This window comes from Bacillus sp. FSL K6-0138 (assembly GCF_037982765.1).
GTDB lineage: Bacteria > Bacillota > Bacilli > Bacillales > Bacillaceae > Bacillus > Bacillus glycinifermentans.
Map to the genome: position 1 here is coordinate 2,559,239 of NZ_CP150286.1, position 26,497 is coordinate 2,585,735.

Annotated in this window: 25 protein-coding genes and 2 pseudogenes; 11 read left to right on the top strand and 16 right to left on the bottom strand. The window is 41.2% G+C overall.

Annotated features, from left to right (window positions below; genetic code table 11):
• Window positions 1-927 precede the first annotated feature (927 nt).
• The 3 genes from MHB78_RS13565 (at window position 928) to MHB78_RS13575 (ending at window position 3,675) form a co-directional block, all read left to right on the top strand.
• Window positions 928-2,235: a glycosyl hydrolase family 8 gene (locus MHB78_RS13565; protein ID WP_046132470.1), complete on the top strand. Its 1,308-nt coding sequence runs from the start codon at window positions 928-930 to the stop codon at window positions 2,233-2,235.
• Between the two features lie 181 nt (window positions 2,236-2,416).
• Window positions 2,417-3,001, top strand: coding sequence for a TetR/AcrR family transcriptional regulator (locus MHB78_RS13570; protein WP_046132469.1), 585 nt, complete (start codon window positions 2,417-2,419; stop codon window positions 2,999-3,001).
• Window positions 2,998-3,675 (top strand): hypothetical protein, encoded by a 678-nt coding sequence (locus MHB78_RS13575; protein ID WP_231947459.1) that lies wholly within the window; start codon window positions 2,998-3,000, stop codon window positions 3,673-3,675. Before MHB78_RS13570 ends, MHB78_RS13575 begins: the two co-directional genes overlap by 4 nt.
• Window positions 3,676-3,721: 46 nt before the next feature.
• Here MHB78_RS13575 and MHB78_RS13580 read toward each other — a convergent pair whose 3' ends face one another.
• Window positions 3,722-5,071 carry an amidohydrolase family protein gene (locus tag MHB78_RS13580; RefSeq protein WP_046132467.1) on the bottom strand — a complete coding sequence of 450 codons (1,350 nt, stop codon included), beginning with the start codon at window positions 5,069-5,071 and terminating at the stop codon, window positions 3,722-3,724.
• Between the two features lie 261 nt (window positions 5,072-5,332).
• On the opposite strand from MHB78_RS13580, the pseudogene MHB78_RS13585 reads away from it, so the two are divergent.
• Window positions 5,333-5,401, top strand: a pseudogene (locus MHB78_RS13585) (putative holin-like toxin); the annotation flags it as partial.
• A gap of 605 nt (window positions 5,402-6,006) precedes the next feature.
• Here the strand turns inward: MHB78_RS13585 and MHB78_RS13590 are convergent.
• The 4 genes from MHB78_RS13590 to MHB78_RS13605 all read right to left on the bottom strand — a co-directional run bounded on the left by MHB78_RS13590 (window position 6,007) and on the right by MHB78_RS13605 (window position 8,479).
• Window positions 6,007-6,462 carry a hypothetical protein gene (locus tag MHB78_RS13590; protein ID WP_052948559.1) on the bottom strand — a complete coding sequence of 152 codons (456 nt, stop codon included), beginning with the start codon at window positions 6,460-6,462 and terminating at the stop codon, window positions 6,007-6,009.
• 300 nt (window positions 6,463-6,762) lie between these two features.
• Window positions 6,763-7,245 (bottom strand): Cys-tRNA(Pro) deacylase, encoded by a 483-nt coding sequence (ybaK, locus tag MHB78_RS13595; RefSeq protein ID WP_046132466.1) that lies wholly within the window; start codon window positions 7,243-7,245, stop codon window positions 6,763-6,765.
• A gap of 192 nt (window positions 7,246-7,437) precedes the next feature.
• On the bottom strand, window positions 7,438-7,713 hold the full coding sequence (locus MHB78_RS13600; RefSeq protein WP_065894526.1) for a hypothetical protein: 276 nt from the start codon (window positions 7,711-7,713) through the stop codon (window positions 7,438-7,440).
• Window positions 7,714-7,867: 154 nt separating this feature from the next.
• Window positions 7,868-8,479, bottom strand: a complete 612-nt coding sequence (locus MHB78_RS13605) for a TetR/AcrR family transcriptional regulator (RefSeq protein WP_046132464.1) — start codon at window positions 8,477-8,479, stop codon at window positions 7,868-7,870.
• 5 nt (window positions 8,480-8,484) lie between these two features.
• Between MHB78_RS13605 and MHB78_RS13610 the strand changes: the two genes are divergently transcribed.
• Window positions 8,485-9,027 (top strand): RraA family protein, encoded by a 543-nt coding sequence (locus tag MHB78_RS13610; protein WP_231947458.1) that lies wholly within the window; start codon window positions 8,485-8,487, stop codon window positions 9,025-9,027.
• A gap of 49 nt (window positions 9,028-9,076) precedes the next feature.
• Here MHB78_RS13610 and MHB78_RS13615 read toward each other — a convergent pair whose 3' ends face one another.
• Together MHB78_RS13615 and MHB78_RS13620 are read right to left on the bottom strand one after the other, a co-directional pair.
• Window positions 9,077-9,802 (bottom strand): PrpF domain-containing protein, encoded by a 726-nt coding sequence (locus tag MHB78_RS13615; protein WP_269082059.1) that lies wholly within the window; start codon window positions 9,800-9,802, stop codon window positions 9,077-9,079.
• Complete coding sequence (locus MHB78_RS13620) at window positions 9,799-10,233, bottom strand: PrpF domain-containing protein (RefSeq protein WP_269082058.1); 435 nt, start codon at window positions 10,231-10,233, stop codon at window positions 9,799-9,801. Before MHB78_RS13620 ends, MHB78_RS13615 begins: the two co-directional genes overlap by 4 nt.
• Window positions 10,234-10,735: 502 nt before the next feature.
• Between MHB78_RS13620 and MHB78_RS13625 the strand changes: the two are divergent.
• The 3 genes and pseudogenes from MHB78_RS13625 to MHB78_RS13635 all read left to right on the top strand — a co-directional run bounded on the left by MHB78_RS13625 (window position 10,736) and on the right by MHB78_RS13635 (window position 12,292).
• Window positions 10,736-10,831: pseudogene (locus MHB78_RS13625) on the top strand (hypothetical protein).
• A gap of 26 nt (window positions 10,832-10,857) precedes the next feature.
• Complete coding sequence (locus tag MHB78_RS13630; RefSeq protein ID WP_065894524.1) at window positions 10,858-11,151, top strand: YozQ family protein; 294 nt, start codon at window positions 10,858-10,860, stop codon at window positions 11,149-11,151.
• A gap of 757 nt (window positions 11,152-11,908) precedes the next feature.
• Window positions 11,909-12,292, top strand: coding sequence for a VOC family protein (locus MHB78_RS13635; protein ID WP_046132499.1), 384 nt, complete (start codon window positions 11,909-11,911; stop codon window positions 12,290-12,292).
• A 351-nt stretch (window positions 12,293-12,643) separates the two neighbouring features.
• Here MHB78_RS13635 and MHB78_RS13640 read toward each other — a convergent pair whose 3' ends face one another.
• The 3 genes from MHB78_RS13640 to MHB78_RS13650 all read right to left on the bottom strand — a co-directional run bounded on the left by MHB78_RS13640 (window position 12,644) and on the right by MHB78_RS13650 (window position 15,445).
• The gene (locus MHB78_RS13640) at window positions 12,644-13,309 is read right to left on the bottom strand and encodes a PilZ domain-containing protein (RefSeq protein ID WP_046132462.1); all 666 of its coding nucleotides are present in this window, start codon (window positions 13,307-13,309) and stop codon (window positions 12,644-12,646) included.
• Between the two features lie 1,006 nt (window positions 13,310-14,315).
• Window positions 14,316-14,573: a hypothetical protein gene (locus MHB78_RS13645; protein ID WP_231947457.1), complete on the bottom strand. Its 258-nt coding sequence runs from the start codon at window positions 14,571-14,573 to the stop codon at window positions 14,316-14,318.
• 65 nt (window positions 14,574-14,638) lie between these two features.
• Entirely contained in the window at window positions 14,639-15,445 is an 807-nt protein-coding gene (locus MHB78_RS13650) for a serine hydrolase (RefSeq protein WP_231947456.1), read from the bottom strand.
• Between the two features lie 487 nt (window positions 15,446-15,932).
• Between MHB78_RS13650 and MHB78_RS13655 the strand changes: the two genes are divergently transcribed.
• Window positions 15,933-16,289 carry a hypothetical protein gene (locus MHB78_RS13655; RefSeq protein WP_046132498.1) on the top strand — a complete coding sequence of 119 codons (357 nt, stop codon included), beginning with the start codon at window positions 15,933-15,935 and terminating at the stop codon, window positions 16,287-16,289.
• A 489-nt stretch (window positions 16,290-16,778) separates the two neighbouring features.
• Here the strand turns inward: MHB78_RS13655 and MHB78_RS13660 are convergent, their stop codons facing one another.
• The 3 genes from MHB78_RS13660 to MHB78_RS13670 all read right to left on the bottom strand — a co-directional run bounded on the left by MHB78_RS13660 (window position 16,779) and on the right by MHB78_RS13670 (window position 19,557).
• Window positions 16,779-17,114, bottom strand: coding sequence for a hypothetical protein (locus MHB78_RS13660; RefSeq protein ID WP_236809866.1), 336 nt, complete (start codon window positions 17,112-17,114; stop codon window positions 16,779-16,781).
• A 70-nt stretch (window positions 17,115-17,184) separates the two neighbouring features.
• The gene (locus MHB78_RS13665) at window positions 17,185-17,625 is read right to left on the bottom strand and encodes an SMI1/KNR4 family protein (protein WP_046132461.1); all 441 of its coding nucleotides are present in this window, start codon (window positions 17,623-17,625) and stop codon (window positions 17,185-17,187) included.
• 6 nt (window positions 17,626-17,631) lie between these two features.
• Window positions 17,632-19,557, bottom strand: coding sequence for a T7SS effector LXG polymorphic toxin (locus MHB78_RS13670; protein ID WP_065894522.1), 1,926 nt, complete (start codon window positions 19,555-19,557; stop codon window positions 17,632-17,634).
• 277 nt (window positions 19,558-19,834) lie between these two features.
• Between MHB78_RS13670 and MHB78_RS13675 the strand changes: the two genes are divergently transcribed.
• Both MHB78_RS13675 and MHB78_RS13680 read left to right on the top strand, forming a co-directional pair.
• A complete protein-coding gene (locus MHB78_RS13675; protein ID WP_046132870.1) occupies window positions 19,835-20,941 on the top strand; it encodes a Rap family tetratricopeptide repeat protein in 1,107 nt (368 codons plus the stop codon).
• The gene (locus MHB78_RS13680; RefSeq protein WP_157759333.1) at window positions 20,938-21,096 is read left to right on the top strand and encodes a hypothetical protein; all 159 of its coding nucleotides are present in this window, start codon (window positions 20,938-20,940) and stop codon (window positions 21,094-21,096) included. Before MHB78_RS13675 ends, MHB78_RS13680 begins: the two co-directional genes overlap by 4 nt.
• A gap of 104 nt (window positions 21,097-21,200) precedes the next feature.
• On the opposite strand, the gene MHB78_RS13685 is transcribed toward MHB78_RS13680, so the two are convergent.
• From MHB78_RS13685 to mutS, 3 genes are all read right to left on the bottom strand, one after another.
• Entirely contained in the window at window positions 21,201-21,347 is a 147-nt protein-coding gene (locus tag MHB78_RS13685; protein WP_231947455.1) for an ArpU family phage packaging/lysis transcriptional regulator, read from the bottom strand.
• A gap of 592 nt (window positions 21,348-21,939) precedes the next feature.
• Window positions 21,940-23,829 (bottom strand): DNA mismatch repair endonuclease MutL, encoded by a 1,890-nt coding sequence (gene mutL / locus MHB78_RS13690; protein WP_046132869.1) that lies wholly within the window; start codon window positions 23,827-23,829, stop codon window positions 21,940-21,942.
• A gap of 16 nt (window positions 23,830-23,845) precedes the next feature.
• On the bottom strand, window positions 23,846-26,452 hold the full coding sequence (gene mutS, locus MHB78_RS13695; RefSeq protein ID WP_046132868.1) for a DNA mismatch repair protein MutS: 2,607 nt from the start codon (window positions 26,450-26,452) through the stop codon (window positions 23,846-23,848).
• Window positions 26,453-26,497: the final 45 nt, after the last annotated feature.

Here is a 26,497-nt window from a genome sequence, read left to right on the forward strand (position 1 = left end):
ATGAAGGTAACATATTTGCCGATATTTACGATGAGGTGACAAGTGATGTGGGTACTGGAACTCGTAGTGGGTTTGCTGGATCTACTTCTTTCTCTGTTTTCATGGGATAGTAAGACAGGCAAGAAAGTAGCTCTCTTTTTCGGTTCACTCATTTATGAGTGAAGAACTGCATCATTCACCATTCATCAGGAATTTCCCCCCATTACCTTTTGCTTCGTTCAACAATTCTATAAATCACTAGCGCCCCAATGAAAATAGTAAACAAAACAGTTAAAACGACATTGCTTAAATCATTTAAAAAATTAAGTAAAAGTACCCGCGATTATATAAAGTAACATAAATATGTAAAACACTTCTGTTTATTTCCCCTCTCGTTTTGCTTATACAGTAAGGAAACAATTTAGGTTTTCAGTATAACATGGGTTATCAAGAAATAAGAGGAATTTAGCACCTGTATCTCCCCTCTCTCTTTAAAATTTTCCAAGGGCGAGATAAATGTTTTGGCAAGAAAATTTTTGGATCGGGTAATTTATAAAAACAATCCAAACGTTCATTATTTTTATAAATCTTATTAACTTATGACGGCAAGGAAGATTTAAGCAAGGCGAAAGAACCTGGACTAAAAGGAAGGCAAGATAAGCTGCTCATTTATGGGCGACTTTTTTATTTGTAGTGTTTTGTATTTCTTCAACAAACACCGCTACTTCTTCAATATTTATTACTACTTTTGTATCTCCTACAATAGTAATTTCTATTCGTTTGTATCACCAACTCCGCTCCCCCATTCAATTTTATGCCGCCTCGCCCCTCCGAGTAAAATCAATCATTTCGGCCCAACCAAAATAGTTCAATATCATCTATACACTCCCAGCCCTATTAATTAATATTAGTCTGTCATCATGACAAATTTTAGAAAGGTGAGATGAAATGAAGCGTAAATGTTTAAAATGGATCGCGGCTGTCTTTGTTTGTTTAACATGTTCTTCTGCAGCTTTTGCCCAAACAGCCGTGGCATCCGTACATTCCAGGACTCCGGATATTCTCGGTACAACCGGCAAAACAAATTTGAACCAGGCTTACAAAAAATATTTTGATGCAAAAGGCGATGGGAAAGGCGGCTCACTGTTTCATTATATGAGAGACGGTTCGGCTTACATCGCTTCGACGTTGGACGATGACCTTGGCAATGGCTACTACAGCGTCAAAACGGAAGGCATGAGCTACGGGATGATGATCGCTCTGCAAATGAATGATGAGTATAAATTCCAAAGGCTGTGGGATTTCGTCCGCAAATATATGCGCCATACCGACAAAAATGACAGCTTGTACGGCTATCATCGCTGGCATATGAAAACGAACGGCTCTGACGTGCAAACAATTGATCAGAACGTAGCATCTGACGGCGAAGTCTGGTTTGCTGCAGCCCTCATGATGGCATCCGGCCGCTGGGGAGATAAACAATACCCGTATGATTACAAAGCGCGTGCCCAGGACATGCTTGACGCCTTGGCCGGTGACGGTGAATACGCAAACGCCAGCAAGGAATCAAGGATTTTTATTAAAAACGGCAATGATCCGCGCTATGCGATGGTTCGATTCGGCCCTTATGTCAATTGGACGGATCCTTCGTATCATGTGCCGGCTTTTTTCGAGCTATTTGCTAAAAGTGCCAGAAGCAGCCAACAGTATTTTTGGAAAGACGCGGCAAACAAGTCCCGAAAATACTTGTCTGAAACGACGTTTAAAAGCGTACTACATAACGGATCAACCGTTAACAATGCAGCCACCGGCCTTTTCCCAGATGAAGCCGGCTTCGACGGTGTAAGCGACGCCGCGCATTCCTCAACGGAAACAGACCGCAATTTCAGCTATGATGCCTGGCGGACGGTGTCTCATGTCGCCATGGATTATACGCTGTGGTCCTCGGCAGATAACGCATATCGCGCCAGCGAGCAAAAAGCGGTTAACAAGTTCTTGACGTTTATGAAACGGGAAAACTACGGGAGAACGGCCCATGAATATATGCTGAATGGAACGGCCGTTAAAAAAGGCAGTGCGATGGGTCTGGTCGCGGCCAATGCAGGCGGCGCGACTGCAGCAAGCGATGCCTCATTAAGGACAGGGTTTGCCAATGCGTTTAACAGCGCCTATATTCCTGACGATTATTACGGATCCTGCCTGTACATGCTGAACAGCCTGGCGGCAAACGGCAAATTTACGATGTATATGCCTTGAAAAATGTAATATCAAATTGACCCTTCTCTGCAAAGAAGGGTTTTATTGATGTTGAGGACATTTGCGCTTTTTCATGCGAATCCCGCCAAATTCTTTCGATATTCCTTAAATATCCTCCCTTGTTTTTTTACTTACCGGTAAGTAAAATTAAATATATAGATTGTAAAAAGGGCTGATTTTATTGAAAAAGGAAAGCAAAACAAAAGAGGCGATTGTTGAAGCGGCGTTCACTCTTATTTCCATGCATGGACTGCAGGGTACGAGCTTATCGATGATTGCAGCAAAGGTGGGCATTTCAAAACCGGCGATCTATCATTATTTTCCGTCCAAAGAACATTTGATCGATCACCTTTTTCACTTAATATTTGATGAGCATCATTTCTCTGCTTATTTTCCGATCGATGAGTACACGAAAGAAAACTTTGAGAAACGTTTAGTAGCAGATGGACTGCGCTATGTAGAAGAATATAAAAACAGCTCCCCTGCTTTGAAAGTGGTGCATGAGTTTGTTTTAAGCGCAGTGTGCAGACCAAAATATGAAGAAAAACTGAAAGCAATGATGCAGCACTTCCTGGAAGGATTTGACTCTTTGCTTTCTTACGGCGTTGAACTCGGCGTCGTATCTTCCCAACATACGAAAGGGAATGCACATATCCTCGCGCTTGTCCTTGATAATGTAAGCAACTTTATGATGCTGGGCGTTGAAATGAATGTTGAAGAAACATGGGAACTCGCCGTTCGTCATGCCATGAAAGGAAGGAAATGATATTGACTCAGGAAACGTATATTGGACCGTCAAAACTGGAGAAAGCATTCATTTTACTCATTCCGGCCGTTTTCGGGGCCGCTCTTGGGTGGTTTTTTCCTGCTATTGCAGATTGGGCTTTGACCATTCCTTTCGTTCCTTTTAAAGGACCTATCGAATTGATTGTTACATTCAATCACTTATGGGTATCGGTTATTGCTGCTGTATTGGGCATCATTGCCGGTTTGTTCTTTTCTCATTATGTTTTCAACGAAATTCTTGAAGTCTACATTTCCGAACAAAACGTGAGATTAAGATTTAAAGAAAAAGAAGAAATCATTGAGAAAAAAGACATTTATGCAGTTTATATTGAGAATAAGCATCTCGTTATTCTCGGTGTTGATCAAAATGAATTGTATCGTGAACAAATTGATTCTAAGAATTCACATGTTGCAGAAGCCTTTAAAAATCACGGTTATCATTGGACAGAACAAGACCCTTTTAAAGATCAGTATCAGCGCTGGGTTGAGGATCATCCCGACTTCCCCCCACATGTAAATGCTCTTTTGCTGGCAAGGGAGAGAGCCATACAAAACAATAATCATGATGAGGCAAAAATCTTGCGCAAAGATCTGGCAAAACTTGGAGTCGTCATTCAAGATGAAGAGAAAAGACAATATGTAAGAATGATATAAAAATGATGCAGCCCTTCTTTTAGGAAGGGCTGTGTTTTGTCTTATTTTAAAAAGCGGCTTCAGAAGTGCGGGATAGTATATGATCGCGAGCCGCCACTGCTCTTTTTTTCACGTCATCAAGATCGACTCCAACCAATTTTCCATTTCGCTTTACCGCCTTTCCTGCAACATATACGGAGTCTATATTGCCGGGATGTGCGCACTGAACGATAGCCCCTATGACATCAGAAAGCGGAAGCAAATTGAGGCTGTCCGTTTTTACCATGATGAAATCGGCTTCTTTGCCTGGTGTGAGCGAGCCGATTTTATGATCCAGCATTAAGGCCCGCGCGCCGTCAATCGTTGCCGCTTTTAGAATTTGTTCGGCGAATATGCCTAATTCGGGCCCCGGCATGATCCCTTCTTTAAGCAGTGTTTCGTTTTGTTTGGCGCGCTCTGCCTGAAGGGCGAATTTCATTTGGGCAAATAAATCTCCCCCCGTTGATGTGACAACATCAACGCCGAGGGTTGGGGGCACTCCGTGTTCCAGAGCAAGTCCAGTGACTGGATAGCCGTGTCCCATCATCATCTCAATTTCCGGCGTAACGGAAATTGAGCTTCCGTGCGCCGCCAGCATTTTCATCTCCTCTTCACTAATGGCATTAACATGCACCATGTTCAAGTCAGGACCGAGCAGGCCGGCTTGATGCAGTTTTTCAATTGAACGGTCTTTCGCTCCCCAATTGCCGAAAGCGATGTGCATGCTGCATACAACATCGAGCGTCCGGGCCGTTTTGATTTCAAAAACCGATGTATCCCATGATGAGAACTCAGGACCGCGAATCGCAAGCCCCATGGTCAAAAGCTGATCGTTTGACTGAAAGTAGGCTTTTTTCACCCGTTCTGCTTCATCCATGTTGGAAAGGGTGCTGTCTCTGTCCCAATATGCCGCATCGCCTGACGTTCCAAAGGCGAATACCGCGCGGATCCCGGCTTCCTTCAGACCGGCAATCAGCTGATCCGTGTGATCAGGCGATTCGATCATCGTCCAGTCAAGCAAGGTGGTCACGCCTGCATCCAGCGCCTCGAGCGCTCCCGAATAATTTGCAATCCAATCATCCTCAGACCTGCGCATCGCTCCGTAATTCCCATAATAAATCCGGTTTAAATAGGTTTGCAGCGACCAGTCGGCGCCGATTCCCCGAATGACGGACTCCCATACGTGCCGGTGCGTATCGACAAGTCCCGGCATGATCACCATATTTGAGGCATCGATCACCTCTGCATCGGAAGCTTGGATTGATTCGGCCACATCCACAATCGTTGAACCTTCAATCAGCATGTCCCCTTTTTCGATATTTTTAAGCTTCGGATCAAGGGTGACGATCGCTGCACCTCGAAAAAGTGTTTTTTGCATGGCGGCTTCCCCTTTCTTAAAAGAGTAAAAGCTTGGGGATCGATCTTAAATCCAGTAAACCATCCCCTTATCTACCATTTTAAAACATTAAATATGTGAATCATATTAATATGCACCTTCTACTAAACATTTTTCTTCGGATAATAAAAAACACCCTCGGTTTTGTGGGTGATATGGTAAAATATTCATTTTGCGAAGTTTCGGTTCACTTAAGGGATGTTGCCTTATCCCCTCTGAAAAGGGGGCGGTGCACATGACAAATTCGAAACAATCTCTTTAATGATTGCGTTCGGCATGTTAATTGCCGTGTTGTTTAAGAAAGAAAAATAGACTTCCCTTGAGCCGCGCAAAAGTTCAAAGAGAACGTCTATTTCCAAAATTGCGTTTGAGCCATCCCTTGATACATGTAGTATCTACAATGAAGAGTTCTGTTAAAACGGTCACTTCATACCATGATGATACTAATTTGAGACTGCGAAAAACATGTTTTGATACGTTTGTTCAAAAAATCATTTAATTTCTCAAAGTAACAATCCTTTCTCTTAGCGTCTCCAGCATCGGGCCACGCAATTTTGGCAGAGTCGGAATTCACCGGCCGTATGCATGAGCTTCATCTGGCAACAAGAAGTCTTTATCCATATTCCTGCTATAATAAGACTTTATACTAATGGCGGACGTTCCGTCTTTCCAATGGCAGCTCTGTTTTCCTCGGCTTTAAAATATTTATTTTGGTTTAACAATTTGCAAAACAAGCAAATATGATGGGGATCTGTCCATTAAAAAAGCGGCCGCCTGTCATCTGCACAAATCATGTGCAAAAGATAAGCGGCCACATGCTGTCCCTCTTGGAATTCACATTCATTTTCTATGTCTCTATCGTATGACAAAAATGTCATTCACCATTCTTCTCTCTCAGTCAGAGGGAAGCCCCTTATTTAAATCCCTTCTGTAATCCGAATTTTTTTAGAGTTAAAGCTTCCGATTATTTTTTTCTTTTTGGAGTCTTTGAAAACGAATACGCGGACGATATACGTTCCGCTGCCCAGCTTATTTCTGACCGATTTCACTTTAAATGTTTTGATTGGGGTGGTGGATTTAAATGATCCCGACACACTCCCCGCGCTATATAAGCCGCGGTTTATCCATTTGCAGATATAAGCTTTATAATAAAGCTTTTTATTGCCTCTCTTCTTGATTCTCCATTTAATAGAGTGGTCTTTTGTCGTATAAGCCGCGGCATTTGTATACACTTTTGCGGTGTATCCGCTCCTGGTTTGCCAGCCTGACCAAGCAGCCTCGGCTTTACCCGTTAAGACAAACATTCCTGTGAAAGTGATTCCGGCAACCACCAATGACATGATAAATCGCTTAGCGCGCCGTTTACTATCCATTTTAAAACCTCCTAAACAGTTGACCTGCTGTTATTCTATCCTCCTAGGCGTCGAGCAGATTGCCCCTTTTCCGTTTTATCTTTCAAACAAAAAAGCGCGAAACAGACAGCGTCTCACGCTTCATAATCAAAATTCGCCTTATATATCATCTATTCCTAATCTATTCTTATTTTTATGTTTTTTCAAGACGTTTTGAAAAATTTATGGTCAAAAAAGCTCTGCCCTGTCAAGGAAGGTGAGCCATCTGAACAAGTATATTCAATATGTATGAAGTCGTATTTTAAGGGAATGGTTATTTGATTAAACGACTGCTGCAAATTTTGCATGGCATGCTTCGGCTAAATCTTGTGGAGCTAATTTTAGCTGCATGCCGATTTTCCCTGCACTGACAATCATAAAATCAAGCGATTCTGCGCTTGCATCAATATATGTCGGAAACCATTTTTTCATGCCAATCGGCGAGCAGCCGCCTCTGACATAGCCGGTTAACCCCAGAAGTTCCTTCATAGCAACCATTTCCAGTTTCTTCTCGCCTATTACCTTTGCCGCCTTTTTTAAATCTAACTCCTCTGCAACGGGTACAACAAAGACGTAATAATGCTTGGCTCCTGCCGTTGCAACCAAGGTTTTATATACATACTCGCAAGAATAACCAATTTTTTCAGAAACAGTGATGCCATCTACCGGTTGCCCGGCTTCTGTTTTGTAACCTAATAGCTCATAGGAGATGTCTTGCTGTTCAATCAAACGAACTGCATTTGTTTTTGCCATTTTTTTCGCCATGCTCTTCACCTACTAAAAAAAGTTCCTAAATTTATTGACGTCTTTTTACTTGCAGCCAAGAAATAACCATATATATACTAACATGAGTGACAACCATATTCTACTAACCGGCCTCCCAAAATATAAAAATAGAACTCACTGATAGTCAGATGAGTCCTAACTTTTACAAGCCGCACATATGGAGCACCCGCCTTATAAGACCCGATCAGAAAAAAAGATAATTAACACGGCATCATTTATAAACATAACAAAACATGGGAACACCTTTATTTTGATCATCGCCTTTTTGGATTGTTTGGAACTCGGTATTAATTGAATACCTGTGACACCGTGGTTAGCTATTACTGCTGCAGCATCGACAATCCCTTGACCATTGCCCTGAAGCACCATGTGCCAGCTTGCCCAAAGGATGTAAGGAAGATAGCCGGCCACGGTCCAAACCATATTTCCAAGCGGGTCTGAAGCCAAACTCTATAAAAAAGTTCTTCAACTGTTGAAGAGAAAGCCGATCAGCAAAGATACGGAAACGGAATCGCATACTTATTGCCAATCTTATCCTAATCCTTTCTTGCGTGCTTGGCGGCAGAAGACTGTTAAACGGATATCTGACATCAAAATTTTTTCATATCCTTAATGCTGTGCCACCGTTCTCTGCGAATAACGGATCGAGTTGTATTTTAGCGAAATTTTCAGCAATCTCCCTAAGGGAATAACCCATATCATGTAAATAAAACATTAATTCCGGAGAAATCGGAGAAGCTAACATAAAAGAGGTCAATCTTATGTCAGTAATGTTCGTTTCTCCTTTGCTCTTTGCCTCTTCTAATAATTCATAAATCAGTTGATGGTTTTTCTTATAATAACAGGTGCTATAGACATCTCTGCTCGTTTCTTCAAGCGTTCCAGATGTCGTTAACATCCTCATCCAATCTAAATGCTCCCCAACGATAAGGTTGAGCTGTACAAGCAAATATAGTAAACGTTCATAAACTGGTTGATCCCTTTTATTTTTGAGGTAAGTCTGTAACTCAAGCTGATGGCGGCTAAATTTCTTCTCCATTAAAGCAATGCATAATTTGCTTTTATTCGCATAGCGGCGATAAAGAGTTGCTTGTCCGACCTCTGCCGTTTTAGCGATTTTATGCATACTTACGTGTTCAATTCCGTGCTCATTAAACAGAGATAGAGCAGTCTCCAATATTCGGTTATTTAGTTCATCGTTCTCTTTCAGCATTTGTGATGCATCCGAGCATTAAGCCGCTAAAAGAAGAATACATCCTTAGCGGAAGAGCTTTTACGGTAAAGATGCCCGTTGGTGATAATGCAGCCGTACTTAAAGCCATTAGAACAGCAAAACCTGGTGATATTCTTGTAATTGATGCCAAAGGCGATGAATACAGAGCAATCGCAGGAGATTTTGTCGTCGGCATGGCCAAAACACTGGAATTAGGCGGCATTGTTGCGGATGGAGTCATCCGGGATATGAAGGGGATAAAGGAATTGGATTTTCCTGTTTTTTGTAAAGGGACAACTGTCGCTGCAAGCGGTAAAGCGGGTGTAGGCGAATTAAATGTTCCAATTTCTTGCGGGGGTGTTTCAGTGAAACCCGGTGACATTATTGTCGGAGATGCAGACGGCGTTGTTGTGGTTCCGATGGAATTAAAAGAAGCAACACTAAAAAAAGCCAAGGTAAAGCTGCTCAAAGATCAACAACGGGAATCATCGATTTCTGGCGACAAAGAAGCGACGATCAAATACTTAGATTCAGTCATTTCCAAATAACTGAGTATAAACGTAAGGGCTGCCATCCATGCAGCCCTTTTATGAACTGCTATTCATGATTCGGTATCAAAACCGAACCCTCCATTAATCTTCGAGCGCTTCGGATCATGGAAACTTTTGTCACCACCCATCCTGCATGATCATGAGCAGCTTCTGCCCCCACTTTCAAAATACCGGATGGATGACCAAAGCGAAGCTCAGCCCTCGTACCTCCTAAAATTCTGCTGACGATCGTTCCAGGTATCACAGCTGCGGCAGCAATTGCTACAGCGCCTGTTCCGGTCATGGCATGATGAAGCTTGCCCATGGAAAGGATCCGTGCCAAGATATCGATATCCTCTTCACGTATTTCTTTTCCATCGGATGTTGTGTAACTAGCCGGCTTTCCAAAAAACGCAATTTTCGGCGTGTGCTGTCGCTTGGCCATTGCGTACTCCACGCTTTCGGCCAGATTCATAATCACCGCGCCATGCGCCCGAATCGCTTCAAAACGCGCCAATAGATCGGCATCACCGTTGATATCACCTTGCCGTTCAGCTCCCGTTAATCCCATCGAGGATGCCGAAACAAAGATGGCAGGATTTCCAGCATTGATTAAAGTGGCCTCCACCTCTCCTACACCTGGGACATGAATAATATCGATCGGATTCCCGGTCGGAAACATGTTTCCCCCATCGGCACCCGGATCAAGAAATTCAAGCTTTATTTCAGCTGCAGGGAAAGTGACCCCGTCCAGTACGAAATCTCCAAGCTCTTGAACCTCTCCGTCCTTCATCGGGAATGCGCCACGATCTTCTTCCCGATATTTTCCTGCCAGATATTCACGGCAGCCATGCCATCCTGAGGGGCATCTGCCAGACCCCGATATATCGAAAAAGGACCTACAGCTGAAGTAAGATTCCCGCAATTTCCACTCCAGTCAACCAACGGCTGTCCTATGGCCACCTGTCCGAATAGGTAGTCTACATCACATCCAGGACGATTGCTCTTACTAACAATAACCACCTTGCTCGTACTCGATGTGGCACCACCCATGCCATCGATCTGCTGACCGTAAGGATCCGGACTGCCTATTACACGCAGTAAAACTTTATCACGTTCAGATGGATCAGCAGGCAAATCTTCTTTAAGAAAAAAAACGCCCTTGCTTGTTCCGCCTCTCATATAAATTGCCGGAATTTTGATTTGTTTTCCCCGTTTACTCATCACCGTCGTTCCCTCCATGTTCTTTCCGTTCATAAAAAAGAATAAAAGTACTTTACACCACTCTTATAAGAAATATTTTATTACAGCGTTTAGAATAAAAAAATAACTATATTCGATATCCAGCTATTCGATAAACAAATAACAGACTTCTTAAAAACCATAACCTCTATAAGAAAAGGCCCTTGCAAGTATGACTGTACATTTCCGCCAGTTGAAATTTGAACAAACGGCATCAATACAATACGGTCAGACTAAATAACCAAATCCCCTGCTCGTTTGATTGGGCAATCAATGTTCAGAGAGGCCTCTTTCATTTCATCCTGCGGCCATTCCTCAAGTTCAGGAAAAACCCGGAGACCTTTCCGGTCATGTTCATCCAATTAGCGGATTATATACGCCCGCCTGCTCTCTTGACGAACGGGAACGAGTCAACGAAAAAAACGAATGAATACCTTCTGAACAGACAGAATAAGAAGAGTTGATATTTCCATTTTGTAAAGGAGTGAAACCCATTGAGTAAAATTCAAGTATAAAAAATGACCATAAGACCGAAACAGCTTTTAAAGCAGATGTGCCTCAATCCCATCTGACAAACTAAAATTTCAATAATATGGAGTGAGTAACATGACTCAAAAAAACGGAGCAGACAGACCGAATGATTACAAAAGATTTTCTTCATCAGACAGTGAATATGATTTTCAGCAGTCTTTAGATGGCAGCGCTAAGACAGAGAATGTAAACACTGAAACACAAACTCATAGCAAAGAAAACATAGATCGCACAACGGATCTGGCTGGAAAACACTTCAACACTTCGGATTATAAAGGAACCACGCAATTGGAAAAAGGATTGGCTGAAACTCATGAACAGGTCAGTGATGACTATTTTGAAGGGACAATCGATCAAAATTTGGACTAGTCATTCTAACGGAACCAACTTACCTTTCAAGTTCGTTCCGTTTTTGATTAACATCAACAGTAAAAATGACTGTCCTTTCATCAAAGATTAACTATTCCAAAAACACAAAGTAAATCTGGCTTTAAGTATTGATCCCCAAGTCACAATGAAAGTTGTGTTCTATGACCGGGCTGACTCCCACACTTTCAGCAAAAATTTGATTCAACTCGTGAATAAGTTTAATGCACCCCTCTATTCATGCAAATTATATATCAGTCCAATCCCTTTATGAAAAGTCCTTCAGCACTTTAATCATTTCTATCCAATTATTATAGTTTATGTTCATCTCCCTTCCCTGCACGTCCCGTTGCCAAAATCTTATCCCGCCGGGTGATTGGATGCCGCGAACGACTTCTGGTTCAAACTACTATAAATGTGACTTTAACTTGTTAAGATGGCATGATACGGTTCCTTTATGACGGAACCATACAGTTGCTTCGCTAGAAACAGCCATGAAGTTGCAGATACTCGATAGATGAATTGGGACAAAAATGAATTTTCAAAGCACTTGGCATTCGCTCCGGCGGCTTAAGATGCAAGGCTTTAAATCAAGACGAAAAATATTGAGTACTTATATAACAACGAACCACTTGAAAATTGCTGAAAGGATGGGTAGATTGATTTAATAACGAACCACGAATGTATGAGCTTTTCTTCTTACAGCCATAGTGTAAGAAGAGATCCATCCATCGCAAATATCAAAGGAGGCCAAAACATGATGAAAATCATTATTACCAGCATATTTGTTCAAGATCAAGACAAAGCATTAGAGTTTTATACAAAAACGCTGGGCTTTGCAAAAAAGCATGACGTTCCTAGCGGAGCATATAGGTGGATAACGCTTGTTTCTCCCGATGATCAAGACGGAACAGAGCTTTTACTCGAACCGAATGAACATCCTGCCGCCAAAGACTATCAAAACAGGTTGTTTGCCGAAGGCATCCCGGCAACAATGTTTGGCGTTGCAGATATTCGCAAAGAGTACGAACGATTATTGGAAAACGGCGTGAAGTTTACTATGGAGCCGACAAAAATGGGCGAAGTCACAATAGCTGTCTTTGACGATACATGCGGAAACCTTATTCAGATCATACAGAAGTAACTTCATAACGAAGTAACGGTTCTTAACGTCTTTATTGACGGAAGATGATCAACATATGCATTTGTCGATGGAAAATCAGTCCAAGCTGCATAAAGATAAACTGGCAAGGGCAGATGTTGATCATTGCTTTGCCATGTTTTGCGAAGATCAATTTAATAACATGTTCAGACAACAGAACAGGTAAATAATCGAGAAAGAAAAAGCCCTCTTAAAATTAAGAGGGCCTGGGCAGATCACTGTCTTCCTCAACTTTTGGAGGGTTAACATACTCTATCTTGACGATTTTTTGCCGTTGTCTGCACACGATAAGCTTATCTAAAAACTATTTATATAATGGAAGAAACTTAATATTTATTCAGAGCTAAGTTTTCTTCTTTCTATCAATTGGCATTTTATGCAATATTGTACAAGTGTTTGTTTATCATGCTCATTCATCATGATAAATTCGACTGTCATGATCAGTTTGTTTGTTCTACGATCAAGATAAGTGCGTTTGACTTGAGCATGAACGTCAATCACAGTTTCATCATGCCCCTTATTTGGTAAAGAGATACTTAAATTCAAATCCTCTTCCGGTTTGTGTTTTTGCGTCTCTTCAATAATTAATGCAGCGCCTCCAGCACTGATATTTGCTGTATATGTTTTAAACATTGAACCGGATCCATATGGACGAACAGTGACAGGAATCGTTGCATTTACTCTAAAAAATTGCCGCCTTTGAATTCTTATCATTTGATCCTCTTCAGGCAAGCATATATTCAATATAGGTATATCGTTGCATATATCTCGCCCTTGTATTACACTGGTGAATTTGTATAGGTCCTGTTGCTTATTCACAAAGTGAATCATAGCAATTGTATTTGTTGGTATAATAATGGTTCTCCCTGTCTCTACATCAACAGGATAATGCACTCTTAAAACATTTTCCTCAATGGATGACACTTTGCTTTTCGCAATGATATTTTCTTGATTTTCGTTTTCAAATTCTATTGTTATGGTATCTCCTATGGATAACATCGGGCATCACTCTTTCAATTCTACTTAATTATTATATCGGTACTATGACACATAAATTAAAGAAAAGAAAGCCATTGAGAGTCTTTTCTTTTATCTTAAAATTTATCTTAAGTGCTTTCCACACTTCTAAAAGCTGCTTCGTTATTCTAATTCGACCCAGAACAAAAGTTCCTGTAAACTCATAATTAAGAAAATGAACATCATGAAAGACGGCAACTTAAAACATCGGGGAACCATCTAATGGACATCTATGATGCTGCCTGAGCACGTCAATTTGCTCCCATAATAAAAGTATGATTTTAAGTGATCAAGAAAAACGGGAAACCCTTTCATTTCAGCGTTTCGAACACACTTTGATATAGCAAGATACAACAATCAAGCTCGAAATGGAATGGGCTGATGGGGAAAACCTTTGCATATCAAAGGTTTAAGGGATTATTATACATGTAAAATTGAAGAGGGTATTTTCATGTGCATACAAAAAGCCGTTAAAAACGGCTCCAAGAAGAAATGAAAAATTTATATTTTTTGATTAAGCAAAGAAATAGTGACTGTGTGCGCTTGTTATGTTTCTTGAAGCTACATCCACTTTATCGGTGGACACATGACAAAGAAAGCTGAGTCCAATAATAAGAACCCCTAAGCCAATCTTCATGTTAGACTTCATATCAAACATTCCCCTTTCAATATTTGGTTTTGAGTATAGACCATCTTTTTGAGACAGATGAGGCTATCCTCTGTTTTTCCATTATAATCTAAATATGTTCAGGATAACAATTCCATATCTTCCAAATGTGTAAACCCTTGCTTGTCGGACGGCGGCAATCGTAGGCAAGGAATTATTTTCTCGCGCAAATGACAAGTTAGTAATTCTTAAGATTAAGGCGCTTATTCTTCAACGCTATAAGCCGTTAACGTTTGTATATCTCTCATTTCGGAAATTTATACAGCAGGCATTTCAATTAAAAAAGCCAATTTCCTTATATGAAATTGACCTTTAACTATTTTACAAATCCAAACTGGATAATTCTTTTTTGATATGTGTGCGGAATTTCGAATCTTTTAAAAATTTCAGCTGAAAACCATTCATATTTCGAGAAAGTCTTGCTATCTCTAATGTATTTAAATCGTTTGCAAAAAATGCGATTTCTGTCTGATTTCGTTCTTTATCTGTCGCATACATTGCAATTGTAAGAATAAACGCAGTAGATCCCCCCTTTTGTCCCGCATGAACAAGCCATTCACGATTGTTTGGTTTTTTCATTATTTGTTCCATGACTGGATCAAGATATTTATATACATTTGCATTAAAATGTATTTTGCTGTTTATTATTTCATAATAGATACATAGTCTCTAGCAGTTGATCGTGGCAAACGATCAGACCAAATTTTTTGAAAATCCATGTCCAATGTTTTGCTTATTTGTTTTTTTTCTTGTTCGGTTAGCGGTTGGCCCAGCCATCTGTTATGAATTTCAATCGCTCTATTGCGGTATTCATCCATGTCCATGTTTTTCATCACTTCTAGCACTTCTTTTTTCGATAAGTTCTTTTCATTCATCAGTTGGGCGGGTATGTACAGTGCGCTGACAATGGGATACACAGGCTCGTGATGTAAGATACCTAAGCTCTTTGGAACATCATTTATGTTTTGAAGGCCCAGCACCTCAATTAAGTATTCAGTATTTGCATTAGAACTGTAAGCAATCATCCCATTTGCTATCTCACATAATGGAACACTATCTGTCTCTTTGTCTTTTTTCAATTGAGAAATCCATGCTTCGTGTGCACCACCATCTGTTTTCGGAATATAGAATGTATCTAATTCCTTTAACCTTACTTCTTTTTGCGGGTCAATTTTCCCTTCCGCTGCTTGTTGTGCATATTCAATTGCTAAGATGATTTTGACGGTACTTGCCAGAGGAAGTTGCTCATGTCCGTTAATATCTATCCAATTTTCATCGTTGTGCTTTATGGACAATGAGACATTTCTGCTTCCTGATTTTGCTTTGACAAACTGTACAATATATTCAGGATTTAACTTTTTTACTTCCCTCCGAAACATCAAAATTCCGATTGCTATTACCAAGCCAATAGAAATTACTGTACCCGCTATAATCCATAGTGCAATCTTCAATTTTTCACTCCCTATAGTTTCATTTTCAAATTACTATAGCTACGATTGAAAAAATGAAAAGTTTCAATTTTATATCGTAAAACAGTTCTAAGCAACGTTGCTTTTCCCGATAAGCACTTGCGCCGCCTATAGAAATACTTTCACGGTTTTCTCAAGCTCGAAAGATGGAATCAAGGCTGTTCACCTCAATGAATTCAAACGATGACGCCAATCTCACCAGGATGCCGTAAGGGTTGAACAGATTTAGGCAAAAAAAGACCCACATGCAACTTCAAATAAAAATCCATTTTTTGAAGAAAAAACGATTACAAGGAATTTCTTAGATTACATAATGGACTGGAGATTATTGAGCAACTCCCCTGCTGTCGTTACTATCAAACCTCTTTCTTTTCATTCATGGACAACAACCACAAAATTCTTTAAAATCAGGGAAAACGAGGGATTGAAGGACATAAGACGTAAAAAGGAATTGTAAGGATTGATCGAGTTGTTAAATACAAAATTTTACGATGGTTTTGAGGGTGAACCTGAACTTGTCTTATCTGATGGAGAAAACAAGCTCGTCATCTGGAATGGATACTTTGAGACTTTGTTAGATTCTTTATTGGACAACAATATTGAAAAAGAAGGAATTATCAAAGAATATTTTTATCAAGAAGGGTGGTATGATGACCCACGTTGGATGATAGACGTTCACTTAACCATAAACCAAATGAAAAATTTTGATGTTAACAAACTAGATACATCAGATGGCTTTAAAAAAGAAATGGTGGAATTAGTTCGCGAGATTATTCATTTTCTTCAAAATGCAAAAAACAAAAGTGTTGTTATTGAATATGATTAAAATATCTCCAGTAAATCTCCAAGAGGACGCAAGGATTAAAAGAAGCCATGTGAAAATGATTGCCTGTGCAAAACCGGGATCTCACCGCTTGCATTCCCCCTGACTATCGTGCGCAATACTGCATAGTCTCCAACCGCTCCTCCTGTGAAACTGACGATCTTCATCATCATTCGATACATCGGTGCACACTTGATAAGGGATAGGTGCGTCTCCAGTTCTGGCCATTAGAAAAGCGGCCGTTAATCAGCTGCACAACATTCGTGTGCAAAAGATCAGCGTCCGCAGGCTCTCCGTCTTGGACTCAATATTTACGTTCGTTTTTCTTGTCTCTATCGTATGACAAAATGGAATAGAAAAAGTCCCCCATTTTATCCCCCTTTTTGTCGGATTTTTCTCGGATTGGAACAAAAAAACCTTGAAAGGCCAAAAGCCAATCAAGGTAGAAAAAGTGAATACTATTTATATTTTCAACTCATCCTTTAATAAGTATTAATCATCATCACCAAATAATAACTCATCCAATTCTTCTCGGTCTTTTGCAATACCCTCATAGGTTTCGATCAAGTTCTTTAACATCTCAAGAGTTATTTCTCTATCATTTTCATAAATTTTAATGCTAGCTCCCAATGAGAGTAACTGTTCTATAATGATTACTAATGATTTCAATTCTTCTGTGTCATAGTAATCACATTCAATAACAGGTTTTCCTGATTCAATCGCCTGCTTTAGTTCCTTAATAGGTTTAGATGATGTTTTTCTTAATAACGAAATGTACTTAGTAAGATTTGAATCCTTGAGTACTTCCACATAAATAAAGTCCATCATAATAACTCCCCTCTAAATAAAAAGCCTTGAATGGCTATAGCCACTCAAGGTTAAGTTTCCTAAAAAATATTTAATCTACCATGTCTGCAAAATATTGATCATCTTGATCAACTTTTTTTATAAATTCCTCTAGGGAGTCAGCTATTTTTGTATCAAAGAAGAATACTGGAGACTTTTCGTTTTCATTTAAGTCAAGTGTTAAATATACACCTTCATTTACCTCATAAAAAACAAGCTTGTCTTCTTCTTCGTATATACCGTCTAAATCAGGATCAAATTCGTAAATATCTTCCCTTAAAGTGATATCTGCGATAGTATCGGGATCCAAAAGTCTGTTTATTGCATTCTCGTTATTCCCCTTTATAAACCCGTATCCAATCTCTAAATAAAATTCTCTGAGTTCTTTAGGAAATGAAAACCCAAGTCTTTCTTCTGCTTCCGTTAAATCGTTTTCTTTTAACTCATAAAACTTATGATTATTATTTTTCACAACAAAATCAAATTTGCCCATTATCATTTACCTCCTTGGAAATAATTTATTAGATGGTGCACCTTTACCATGAATACCTGCTTGATGCTCATCAGGAAATTTAGCAGGATGTATATTCCACCATTCATGTGGTCCCCCAAAATTATTTTCTATTATATGATGAGCATCATAAGGTTGTCCGATGTCTCTAGCAACTCTCCCTTTTTTATCAAATACTTGTTCTTTATATCTTGGCCACTTTTGACCTGTTTTTTCCTCCCATTCACTAATAAGCTTGTCTTTTACATTGTTAAACTTATTTCTATGTTTCATAGTTTCTTTGGGCGTCATTTTTTCAAATTTGTGGTTTCTCAAAGCACTTTTTAATTGTTCAGTTTGTTTTTTGTGAATTTTCAATCCGGTTTTTGCCTCTACATCTCTAATATAATCCTTCGCTAAATCATAATCAATCTTCCTTGAATTTTTAACACCTTTCTCGTCCCCGAAAACTTTCTCAATACGCCGAATAAGCATCTTTTTAAAATTTTCCCCGTCAATAGCATGATAAGGTACTTTCCCCCCACCAACCAACTGAACTTGAGGTGCAAAAGGATTATGTATTTGAATCCCTTTTACTTTTGAAGCGACCCTTTGTATCGATTCTTTGACAGACGCAACGCTTTTTTCCACCGCTTCTTTCGATGCTTTAATCGTTTTACTCGTTACTTTTTTAGAAGTTTTAGTCGCTTTCGCGGCAACCTGTCCAACTTTCCCCGCTTTGGCAACTTTCCCTACTTTATCGACACCTTTTGAACCAACAATCGATGTCGCGACCATTCCAGCAGCATAGCTAAACCATCTGGCTTGTGTATAAGAATCGCCATTGACTACATCTCGCTCGTAAGACTCTTCAATTCCCTGTTTCATAATATTGAATACTTTTATAGGATGGTGAATCGTATAATTAATGCCCTCAATCGTTTCGTCTGCGTGAACGATCATGTCCCAAATGCCTGTTGCCGTATCGACAACCGCATTTTTGAATCCTTCACCGCTTCCTTTAATTGCGTTGCCAAAATTACGAGAGCCTTCAATTCCATTGAAATACCGCTGTTGCCAAGGGGAAAGATTTTCATATCCAATTTCCTTGGCAATCTCATAAAACTCTGAAGCTGTTGAAAAGTCATAATCATCAAGCTTCTTCTTTAACTTAGAAATTTTGATATCATGTTCACTAACTTCGCTAATCTCTTTTTCAAGCTTTGATCTCTTATCAAGTTTATCTAACATGACTCCCATCGCTGTCTCTTGATTCCCGCTCAAAGTATCCATCTTATCCGGCTTTAAAATCGAGCCTTTTTGATAGCTGGTGATTTCAATTTTAGGACCTGTATACATTTTTTCAAGCCTGGTTATGTACCTCTGCATCGTCCCAAGGTCATTTTCAGCTGTTTTGAGGGCGTTTGTCTGTTCTCTGTCAAACGTATGTAGCTTCTCAATTGTTTGATTGATGTCTTTCAATGCTCTTCTATTCTGTCCGTGAAAATCATTGTCATTCAAATCCGGTAAATCAACAATATGGCTGACTTTTGAAATCGCCGCGTTGGCTTTGGATACCAAATGTTTCGTTGTTCGATCAGCCGCGTTCAAGCCTTGTTCTAACTCGTGTTCGAGAAAGGCTTGCGAAATAAATCCATCATGTTTTGGTTCAAAGGAATCCAATGCATTTTTGATTTTTTTCAAAGCCGATTGGTATTCTTCAATGAAAGTTTCATAAAATCGTAGAAACGGGGTGTGGCATTCTTCGTAAAAGGCGCGAATGGCGTCCCCGCCTTTACCTTTTAAGGCATCATCAAGTGATGTGATGCCGTCAACGCTTTTTTTGAGGTTTGCGATTTCTTTCGATTGGTCTTTTAATTGTTCCAGCGTTTGATCAATTGCATGGTGCAACGCATGGACATCAAGAGTCTTCATGGCATTCTCCTCTAATACTAAAGTTACAATCAGTATAGAGTTTACCACTTTACGGAAAGGAATTGGTGAATAAATCCTGTGTATCCATGAAAATGAATCTTATTGAGTAGGTCTTAAAACCTAACATGCTAGACAGACTTTTTCCGAATTCCAAAAAAGGAAAATCATTGTCAAAAAATGATCCTTTCTGTAAAATGAAAGATATACAGAAAAAGGAAATGTATATCTTTCATTTTTTGAATATTTTAAATCAACCACACGAAAGGATTGGTGGAAATTGGAGACGAAAATTGCATCTGAAAAAGTTGCGAAGATGCTAAATCACTGGTACACCTTGATTAGACAACAAAATGTTGATCAAGCTGTGGCTATGAAGGATGAAATTGAACATACTTTACCGAATATGGAAGAAGATCAGGATTTACTTATATATTTCAATCTTTTAGATTTTCGACACAAAATGATGTTAGAAAATTTCAACGAATCTAAGAAGGTTTTCAAAAAGCTTGAAAGTCAAAAGAAGGGTATAGAAAAAACTGATGCTGTCATTCAGTATTATTTCTATTTTTTTTCGGGACAGAATGAATTTCATAACAAGAATTACATTAAAGCCATTAACTATTACCAAATTGCAGAAAACAAACTTAAACAAATTCCTGATGAAATTGAGAACGCAGAATTTCACTACAGACTGTCCATCGCCTATTACTATATCAAACAAAACATCTTTTCCCTTAGACATGCTGAAACTGCACTCGAAACATTCAGAGCTCATGAATTATACATAAAACGGAAAATTAATTGTGAAATGGTTTTAGGAGCAAACAAAATTGATTTATTCCGTTATAATGAAGCTGAGGCCCATTATCAGAAAGCTTTAGAAGGTGCAAAGAAAATCGAGGATCACGCATTAACCGGGAAAGCATATCATAATATTGGAATAAGCTATGCTTTAAGAAAAATTTACAACAAAGCGGAAGAGAATCTCAAAGCAGCCATCGCCATCCCTGAACATCTTTCCTCATCTGTAGGAGTTAATTCCATCTCGGATTTAACAAGAGTTCTCTACAAAATCGGCGCAAAAGAAGAAGCCCGTCACTATCTGGAGCAAGGAAATATAATGGCAGATGAAAAGCAAAATGACGAGTATCATGCAAAACTCAAGATCATTGAAGCTCTATATGAAAATGAAGATCTGACTATTGTAGATGAAAATATTCAATATCTTGAATCTTTAAAATTATGGCCAGATGTAGAGGACTTCGCTCAAGATGTTGCGGATTATTTCAGACAAAAAGGCGAGGATAGTAAAACTGTGATTTATCTTGATAAAGTCATTCATGCTAAAAACCAAATCTTTAAAGTGACGGAGGAATTACAGTGAAAAAATTGACTATTTTCTTTACCGCATTAACATTATCAGTCATTATGACCAGCTCTGTTTCAACTCATTCTCATGATAAAGTTGCAGCGGGGAAAAACTCTGAATATTCAGCGGCACATAATGTGAATATAGCGAGTAGAGCTGTATTTGATTAATCAACGCCTCAAAGTTATGAATAACTGTAGGTAATGGGCTGAGAATTAAATGTTAAGTGTGATGTACGGGCTTAATGCCCGTTTTTCTTTTATAAAACCCACATTTAAATAATCCCGAGAGCTATCGCAAGGTTATACATGGCCTGCCGCTTGATCTGATAATATTTGTCCTTTTTCAGCCCCATCTCCATATAAATCTCAATATCCTTGATTTTCTTTGAAGAAAGATACTTGGCCTTTATGATCTGCAATTCATAACATCAAGTCTTTGTTTTAGTGCCCTTTCCATTTGGCTAACCTTTAATTAATTCTATTAAAAGAATGTGATCGCGCAATCGAGGGAAAAGATAAGCTCCCTTGAAAATTCGCTTTGATGATCCTTCATTTCCAGCAGTAAGTCGCGGGCATCTTCCCTGCGGGAAGTGCCCCTTTTTAAATCCCTTCCGTAATCCGAACCTTTTTAGAATCCTTATAACAGAACACCCGTACGAAATAGGTTCAGCTCCCTAACTTTCTTCTTATCGACGGCACGCTAAAGGTGGAAAATTTAAACACTTCATTACACTTCACTATTTATAAATATAGGACTATTTAATAAAACTTCGAACAGCCTTCCTCTTTAATTTTCCATACAACTGATGCAGCGCTTAAATTATAAGTATTGGTATCCGTATAAACTTCCCGCAGTACATCCATTGCTAGCTTGCCAACAAGACCCCGGCCTTCCCCGTTGATTAAAAACTCTTGTAAAACGTTATTTCAACAATAATTCATGACATAAATAAAAAAAGCTGAGACACATAGTGCCTCACACTTAAAAACGTAATACTCGAAACTTATTCCCTACATCACCCGCTTAAACATCTTCTCCATCTCATACGTCGAATAATGAATGATAATCGGGCGTCCGTGCGGGCATGTGAAGGGGTCGGACGTCCGGCGGAGTTCGTCGAGCAGGGCTCGGATTTCGTCGTCGCGCAAGTGGTGGTTGGCTTTGATGGAGCCTTTGCAGCTCATCATGATCGCTGCTTCTTCGCGCAATTTTTTGATATCGATGTTCCGGTTATCGAGAACCTGCTGGATGATTTCTTCGATCAGCGTCGTTTCTTCGCCCTTAGGGAACCATGTCGGGTGGCAGCGGACGATATAGCTGCCTGCACCGAATGATTCTAGAAAGACGCCGACTTTTGCAAGGTCTTCCAGGTGCTCGTCGATGATGATCGCTTCGTTCTTTGAGTAGTGCAGTGTCAAAGGAACGAGGAGATCCTGGACATTGGGTTCGACTTCCCCGACTTTTTCGCGAAAGTATTCGTACTTAATCCGCTCCTGTGCGGCGTGCTGGTCGATGATATACAAGCCGTTTTCGTTTTGGGCGAGAATGTACGTGCCGTGCATCTGGCCGATCGGATACATGATCGGGACGCGCTCTTTCGGCTCGACCGCCTCTTCCTCGTGCTCTTGTTCGATATACAGAGGCGCTTCATCCTGTTCATCCGGCATGCGGACTTCGATTTCCGGCGGTTCGGGCGGCGCTTCCTGTGCGATGCTTTCTTCCCTTTCCTCCGTCTGGATCGGCGCTTCCTTGACAACCGAGCTTAATTTCATCGGTGAGTAGGCCGGAGCTGTTTCCCGTTCTGTCTTTGGCTCATCAGCCGGTTCAGGCCGATTGTCGAAGTCCAGCTTTTGCTGCTCGGGTTTGATGATGGGCGGCGCCGTTTTTTTCGGCGTCTGTACACTAGGAATGAGCTGCCGCTGTTTGAAGACGTCTTTGATGGCGTCGCGAAGGAGCTCATGGAGCTCGGTCTCTTTGCTCAGTCTGACTTCGAGCTTTGACGGATGCACGTTGACATCGACCAGAAGCGGGTCCATGTTGATTTCAATAAATGTGATCGGATGCCGCCCGATTGGAAGCAGCGTATGGTAGCCTTCATGAATCGCTTTGACGAGCGGAAAATTTTTAATGTATCTGCCGTTGACGACAGATGACATGTAATTCCGTGAAGCCCTCGTGATTTCCGGGAGCGCGATATAGCCTTTCACTTCAAAATCGAGGGAACTCGCATGAAGCGGAATCATTTTTCTTGCGACGGCCGTACCATATATCGCCGCCAGCACATGGCGGACATCTCCGTTTCCGTTTGTCTGCAGCAAGGTTTTCCCTTGATGGCGCAGCCTGATTGACACTTCCGGATGCGCGAGGGCGATTCTGTTGACGACGTCTGTAATATTGCCGAGCTCCGTATGGATCGTTTTCATATACTTCAGCCTTGCCGGTGTATTGAAAAACAGATTGGACACCGTAATTTCGGTTCCCCGCCTGCTTGACGATTTTTGCTCGGAGATGATTCTTCCTCCCTGAAGCGTCAGATGGGTTCCCGCGCCTTCCCCTGTGCTCGTTTTGATGCTTACATGTGAGACAGACGCGATACTTGGCAAAGCTTCTCCGCGAAACCCAAGCGTTCTGACGCGGAACAGATCGTTTTCATCCTTGATTTTGCTTGTGGCATGGCGCAAAAAAGCCGTTTTGCAGTCTTCCGCATCCATCCCTTCGCCATCGTCAAGAACTTTGATGGAAGAAAGCCCTGCTTCTTCGACATCGATTTCGATCACCGAGCTGTTTGCGTCAATCGCATTTTCAACAAGCTCTTTGACGACGGAGGCCGGTCTTTCGACAACTTCTCCCGCCGCGATTTTATTTGATAAATCGTCGGGAAGCTGAACAATTTTTGCCAAGTGCGGTCACCTCTCTTTATCTTAATTTTTTTTGCAGCCTGTACAGCTCATTCATCACTTGTAAAGGCGTCATATCAAGCAGATTCAGCGCCTTAAATTCGTCAAGCACACCCTGTTCTTTTTTGGACAGCTTGGCCTGCTTTTCCTGCGGCTTGTCCGTCTCAAAGAAGGACAGCTGCGCCGGCTCAACCGCAGGCGCCTGAGATTTTTCGGCTGTTTCCGCTTGAACTGGAACGGCTTGGGAAACGGCCGGTTCTTTTGCGCCTGATTCAAGCTCTTGCAGAATCGTTTTGGCCCGGCTGATTAAATCGTCGGGGAGCTCCGCAAGCTGGGCGACATGGATCCCGTAGCTTTTGTCTGCAGCGCCTTCTTTAATTTGGTGAAGGAAGACGACTTTCCCCTCGTATTCTTCCGCCCGAACGTGAACGTTTTTCAGGTCGGAAAGCTTCTCTTCAAGAGATGTCAGCTCATGGTAGTGCGTGGAGAAAAGCGTTTTTGCGCCGATATGGTTATGCACATATTCGATGATCGCTTGGGCTAGCGCCATTCCGTCGTATGTGGATGTCCCGCGCCCGATCTCATCGAATAAAATCAAGCTGTTTTTCGTTGCATGGACGATCGCGTTTTTCGCTTCAAGCATTTCCACCATAAAGGTGCTCTGTCCCGAAATTAAGTCATCGGCTGCGCCGATTCTCGTGAAAATCTGATCAAAGATCGGCAAAACCGCTTTTTTCGCGGGAACGAAACAGCCGATTTGCGCCAAAATGGAAATCAGCGCCATTTGTCTCATGTACGTGCTTTTACCTGACATGTTCGGTCCTGTAATCAAAAGCATTTGTCTGCCTTCGCCCATTTCGCAGCTGTTCGGTACATACGACTGGCTGTCCATCACTTTTTCAACGACCGGATGCCGTCCGTCGACAACCTGAACGACGTCTTCGGAAAACTCAGGTCTAACGTAATGGCGGTTTTCGCTGATCGTCGCAAAGCATTGCAGAACATCTAGCTCGCTCATCATTTTCGCCAGCCGCTGCAGGCGAGGAATATATTCTTTCACCTGATCGCGAAGCCCGGAAAACAGCTCGTATTCGAGCTCGCAAATATTGTTTTCCGCTTCGAGAATCAACGCTTCCTTTTCTTTCAGCTCAGGCGTGATATAGCGTTCAGCATTTGCGAGTGTCTGCTTCCGTTCATACCTGCCTTCTTCGAGAAGATGGATGTTCGCTTTCGTCACTTCGATATAGTAGCCGAATACTTTATTAAAGCCGACTTTCAGCGAACGGATGCCTGTGTATTGGCGCTCCTCCTGCTCGAGCTTTGCAATCCAGTCTTTTCCGTTCTTGCTCGCATCCCGGTACTCGTCAAGCTTTGCGTTGTAGCCGTCTTTTATCAAGTTTCCTTCCTTTAATGAGAGCGGCGGATTTTCGTAGAGCGCCTCCTCCAAAAGCTCAAGCAAATCGCCGCACGGATCGATTTTTTCAGCACGCGCTTTTGCCTTTGGATGATTGAGAGAAGCGACTAGATCTTTAATCGCCGGGACTTGTTTTAGCGATTCTTTCAGCTGGATCAAGTCTCTTGCGTTGACGTTTCCGTATGCGACCCGGCCGGCAAGCCGTTCGAGGTCGTACACTTCTTTCAGCCGCTCGCGCAGATCCTCCCGTTCAAACAGATGGGCGATCAGCGTTTCGACGATCTCCTGGCGCTCTTCGATCTGCCCTTTTCTGATCAGCGGCCGGTCGATCCATTGCTTTAAAAGGCGGCCGCCCATAGCCGTTTTCGTTTCATCGAGAAGCCAGAGAAGCGAGCCTTTTTTATTTTTGGAGCGGATCGTCTCCGTCAGCTCCAGATTCCGCTTCGAATAAAGGTCGATCTTCATCGCTTCTTCTAATTCGTAAGGCTCAACCTTCTGAAGATGGTCAAGGCTTCTCTTTTGCGTGCGCTTCAAATAGGTGTACAGCTTCATGAATGTATCAACAAGCTCTTTTGAAGGCAGATCTTTTACGATGTCAGGCGTCTCATTTGCCTGTTCGTCTTCAAAGGAAATCGTCGCTCCGCAGCGTTCTTTTAAAACCGTTTTCTCTTGTTCTCCGATCCGGCTGGAGACGACGATTTCCCGCGCTCCGACGGAGTAAATTTCGGAAACGACATCATCAAATCTTTCAATCGCCGTCACTAAGTTCTCGCCGGTCGTCAAATCTGAAAAGGCAAGGCCGTATGTATGCTGAAAATCGCTGACAGACGCGATAAAGTTGTTCTCGTTTTCGTGAATGCCCTTTCCGTCCATGACGGTTCCCGGCGTAATGAGCTGAACCACTTCCCTTTTGACGACTCCTTTTGCCGCCTTCGGGTCTTCTACCTGCTCGCAGATCGCCACTTTATAGCCTTTTTTGATCAGCTGTTCGATATAAGATGAGCAGGAATGGTAAGGAACTCCGCACATCGGGATTCTCTCGCTTGATCCGCCGTCTCTGCTCGTTAATGTGATTTCAAGCTCCTGTGACGCCTTTTTCGCATCCTCGAAAAACATCTCGTAAAAGTCACCGAGACGAAAAAATAAAAAGGCATCCTGATACTCTGCCTTGATCTTTAAATATTGCTGTATCATCGGCGTGTAGCCTGCCATATTAATCCCCCATTATGTATCTCTCGATTCTATTGATTCCAAGAA

Coding starts and splice junctions, on each gene's coding strand:
- MHB78_RS13575 (WP_231947459.1), top strand. CDS start 2,998: ATGATATTGACTCAGGAAACGTATATTGGACCGTCAAAACTGGAGAAA.
- MHB78_RS13605 (WP_046132464.1), bottom strand. CDS start 8,479: ATGCTGAAAGAGAACGATGAACTAAATAACCGAATATTGGAGACTGCT.
- MHB78_RS13615 (WP_269082059.1), bottom strand. CDS start 9,802: ATGAAGGACGGAGAGGTTCAAGAGCTTGGAGATTTCGTACTGGACGGG.
- MHB78_RS13665 (WP_046132461.1), bottom strand. CDS start 17,625: ATGGGCAAATTTGATTTTGTTGTGAAAAATAATAATCATAAGTTTTAT.
- MHB78_RS13670 (WP_065894522.1), bottom strand. CDS start 19,557: ATGAAGACTCTTGATGTCCATGCGTTGCACCATGCAATTGATCAAACG.
- MHB78_RS13565 (WP_046132470.1), top strand. CDS start 928: ATGAAGCGTAAATGTTTAAAATGGATCGCGGCTGTCTTTGTTTGTTTA.
- MHB78_RS13610 (WP_231947458.1), top strand. CDS start 8,485: ATGCATCCGAGCATTAAGCCGCTAAAAGAAGAATACATCCTTAGCGGA.
- MHB78_RS13635 (WP_046132499.1), top strand. CDS start 11,909: ATGAAAATCATTATTACCAGCATATTTGTTCAAGATCAAGACAAAGCA.
- MHB78_RS13580 (WP_046132467.1), bottom strand. CDS start 5,071: ATGCAAAAAACACTTTTTCGAGGTGCAGCGATCGTCACCCTTGATCCG.
- MHB78_RS13645 (WP_231947457.1), bottom strand. CDS start 14,573: ATGAAAAAACCAAACAATCGTGAATGGCTTGTTCATGCGGGACAAAAG.
- MHB78_RS13660 (WP_236809866.1), bottom strand. CDS start 17,114: ATGATGGACTTTATTTATGTGGAAGTACTCAAGGATTCAAATCTTACT.
- mutS (WP_046132868.1), bottom strand. CDS start 26,452: ATGGCAGGCTACACGCCGATGATACAGCAATATTTAAAGATCAAGGCA.
- MHB78_RS13630 (WP_065894524.1), top strand. CDS start 10,858: ATGACTCAAAAAAACGGAGCAGACAGACCGAATGATTACAAAAGATTT.
- ybaK (WP_046132466.1), bottom strand. CDS start 7,245: ATGGCGAAAAAAATGGCAAAAACAAATGCAGTTCGTTTGATTGAACAG.
- MHB78_RS13590 (WP_052948559.1), bottom strand. CDS start 6,462: ATGGATAGTAAACGGCGCGCTAAGCGATTTATCATGTCATTGGTGGTT.
- MHB78_RS13640 (WP_046132462.1), bottom strand. CDS start 13,309: ATGTTATCCATAGGAGATACCATAACAATAGAATTTGAAAACGAAAAT.
- MHB78_RS13620 (WP_269082058.1), bottom strand. CDS start 10,233: ATGAGTAAACGGGGAAAACAAATCAAAATTCCGGCAATTTATATGAGA.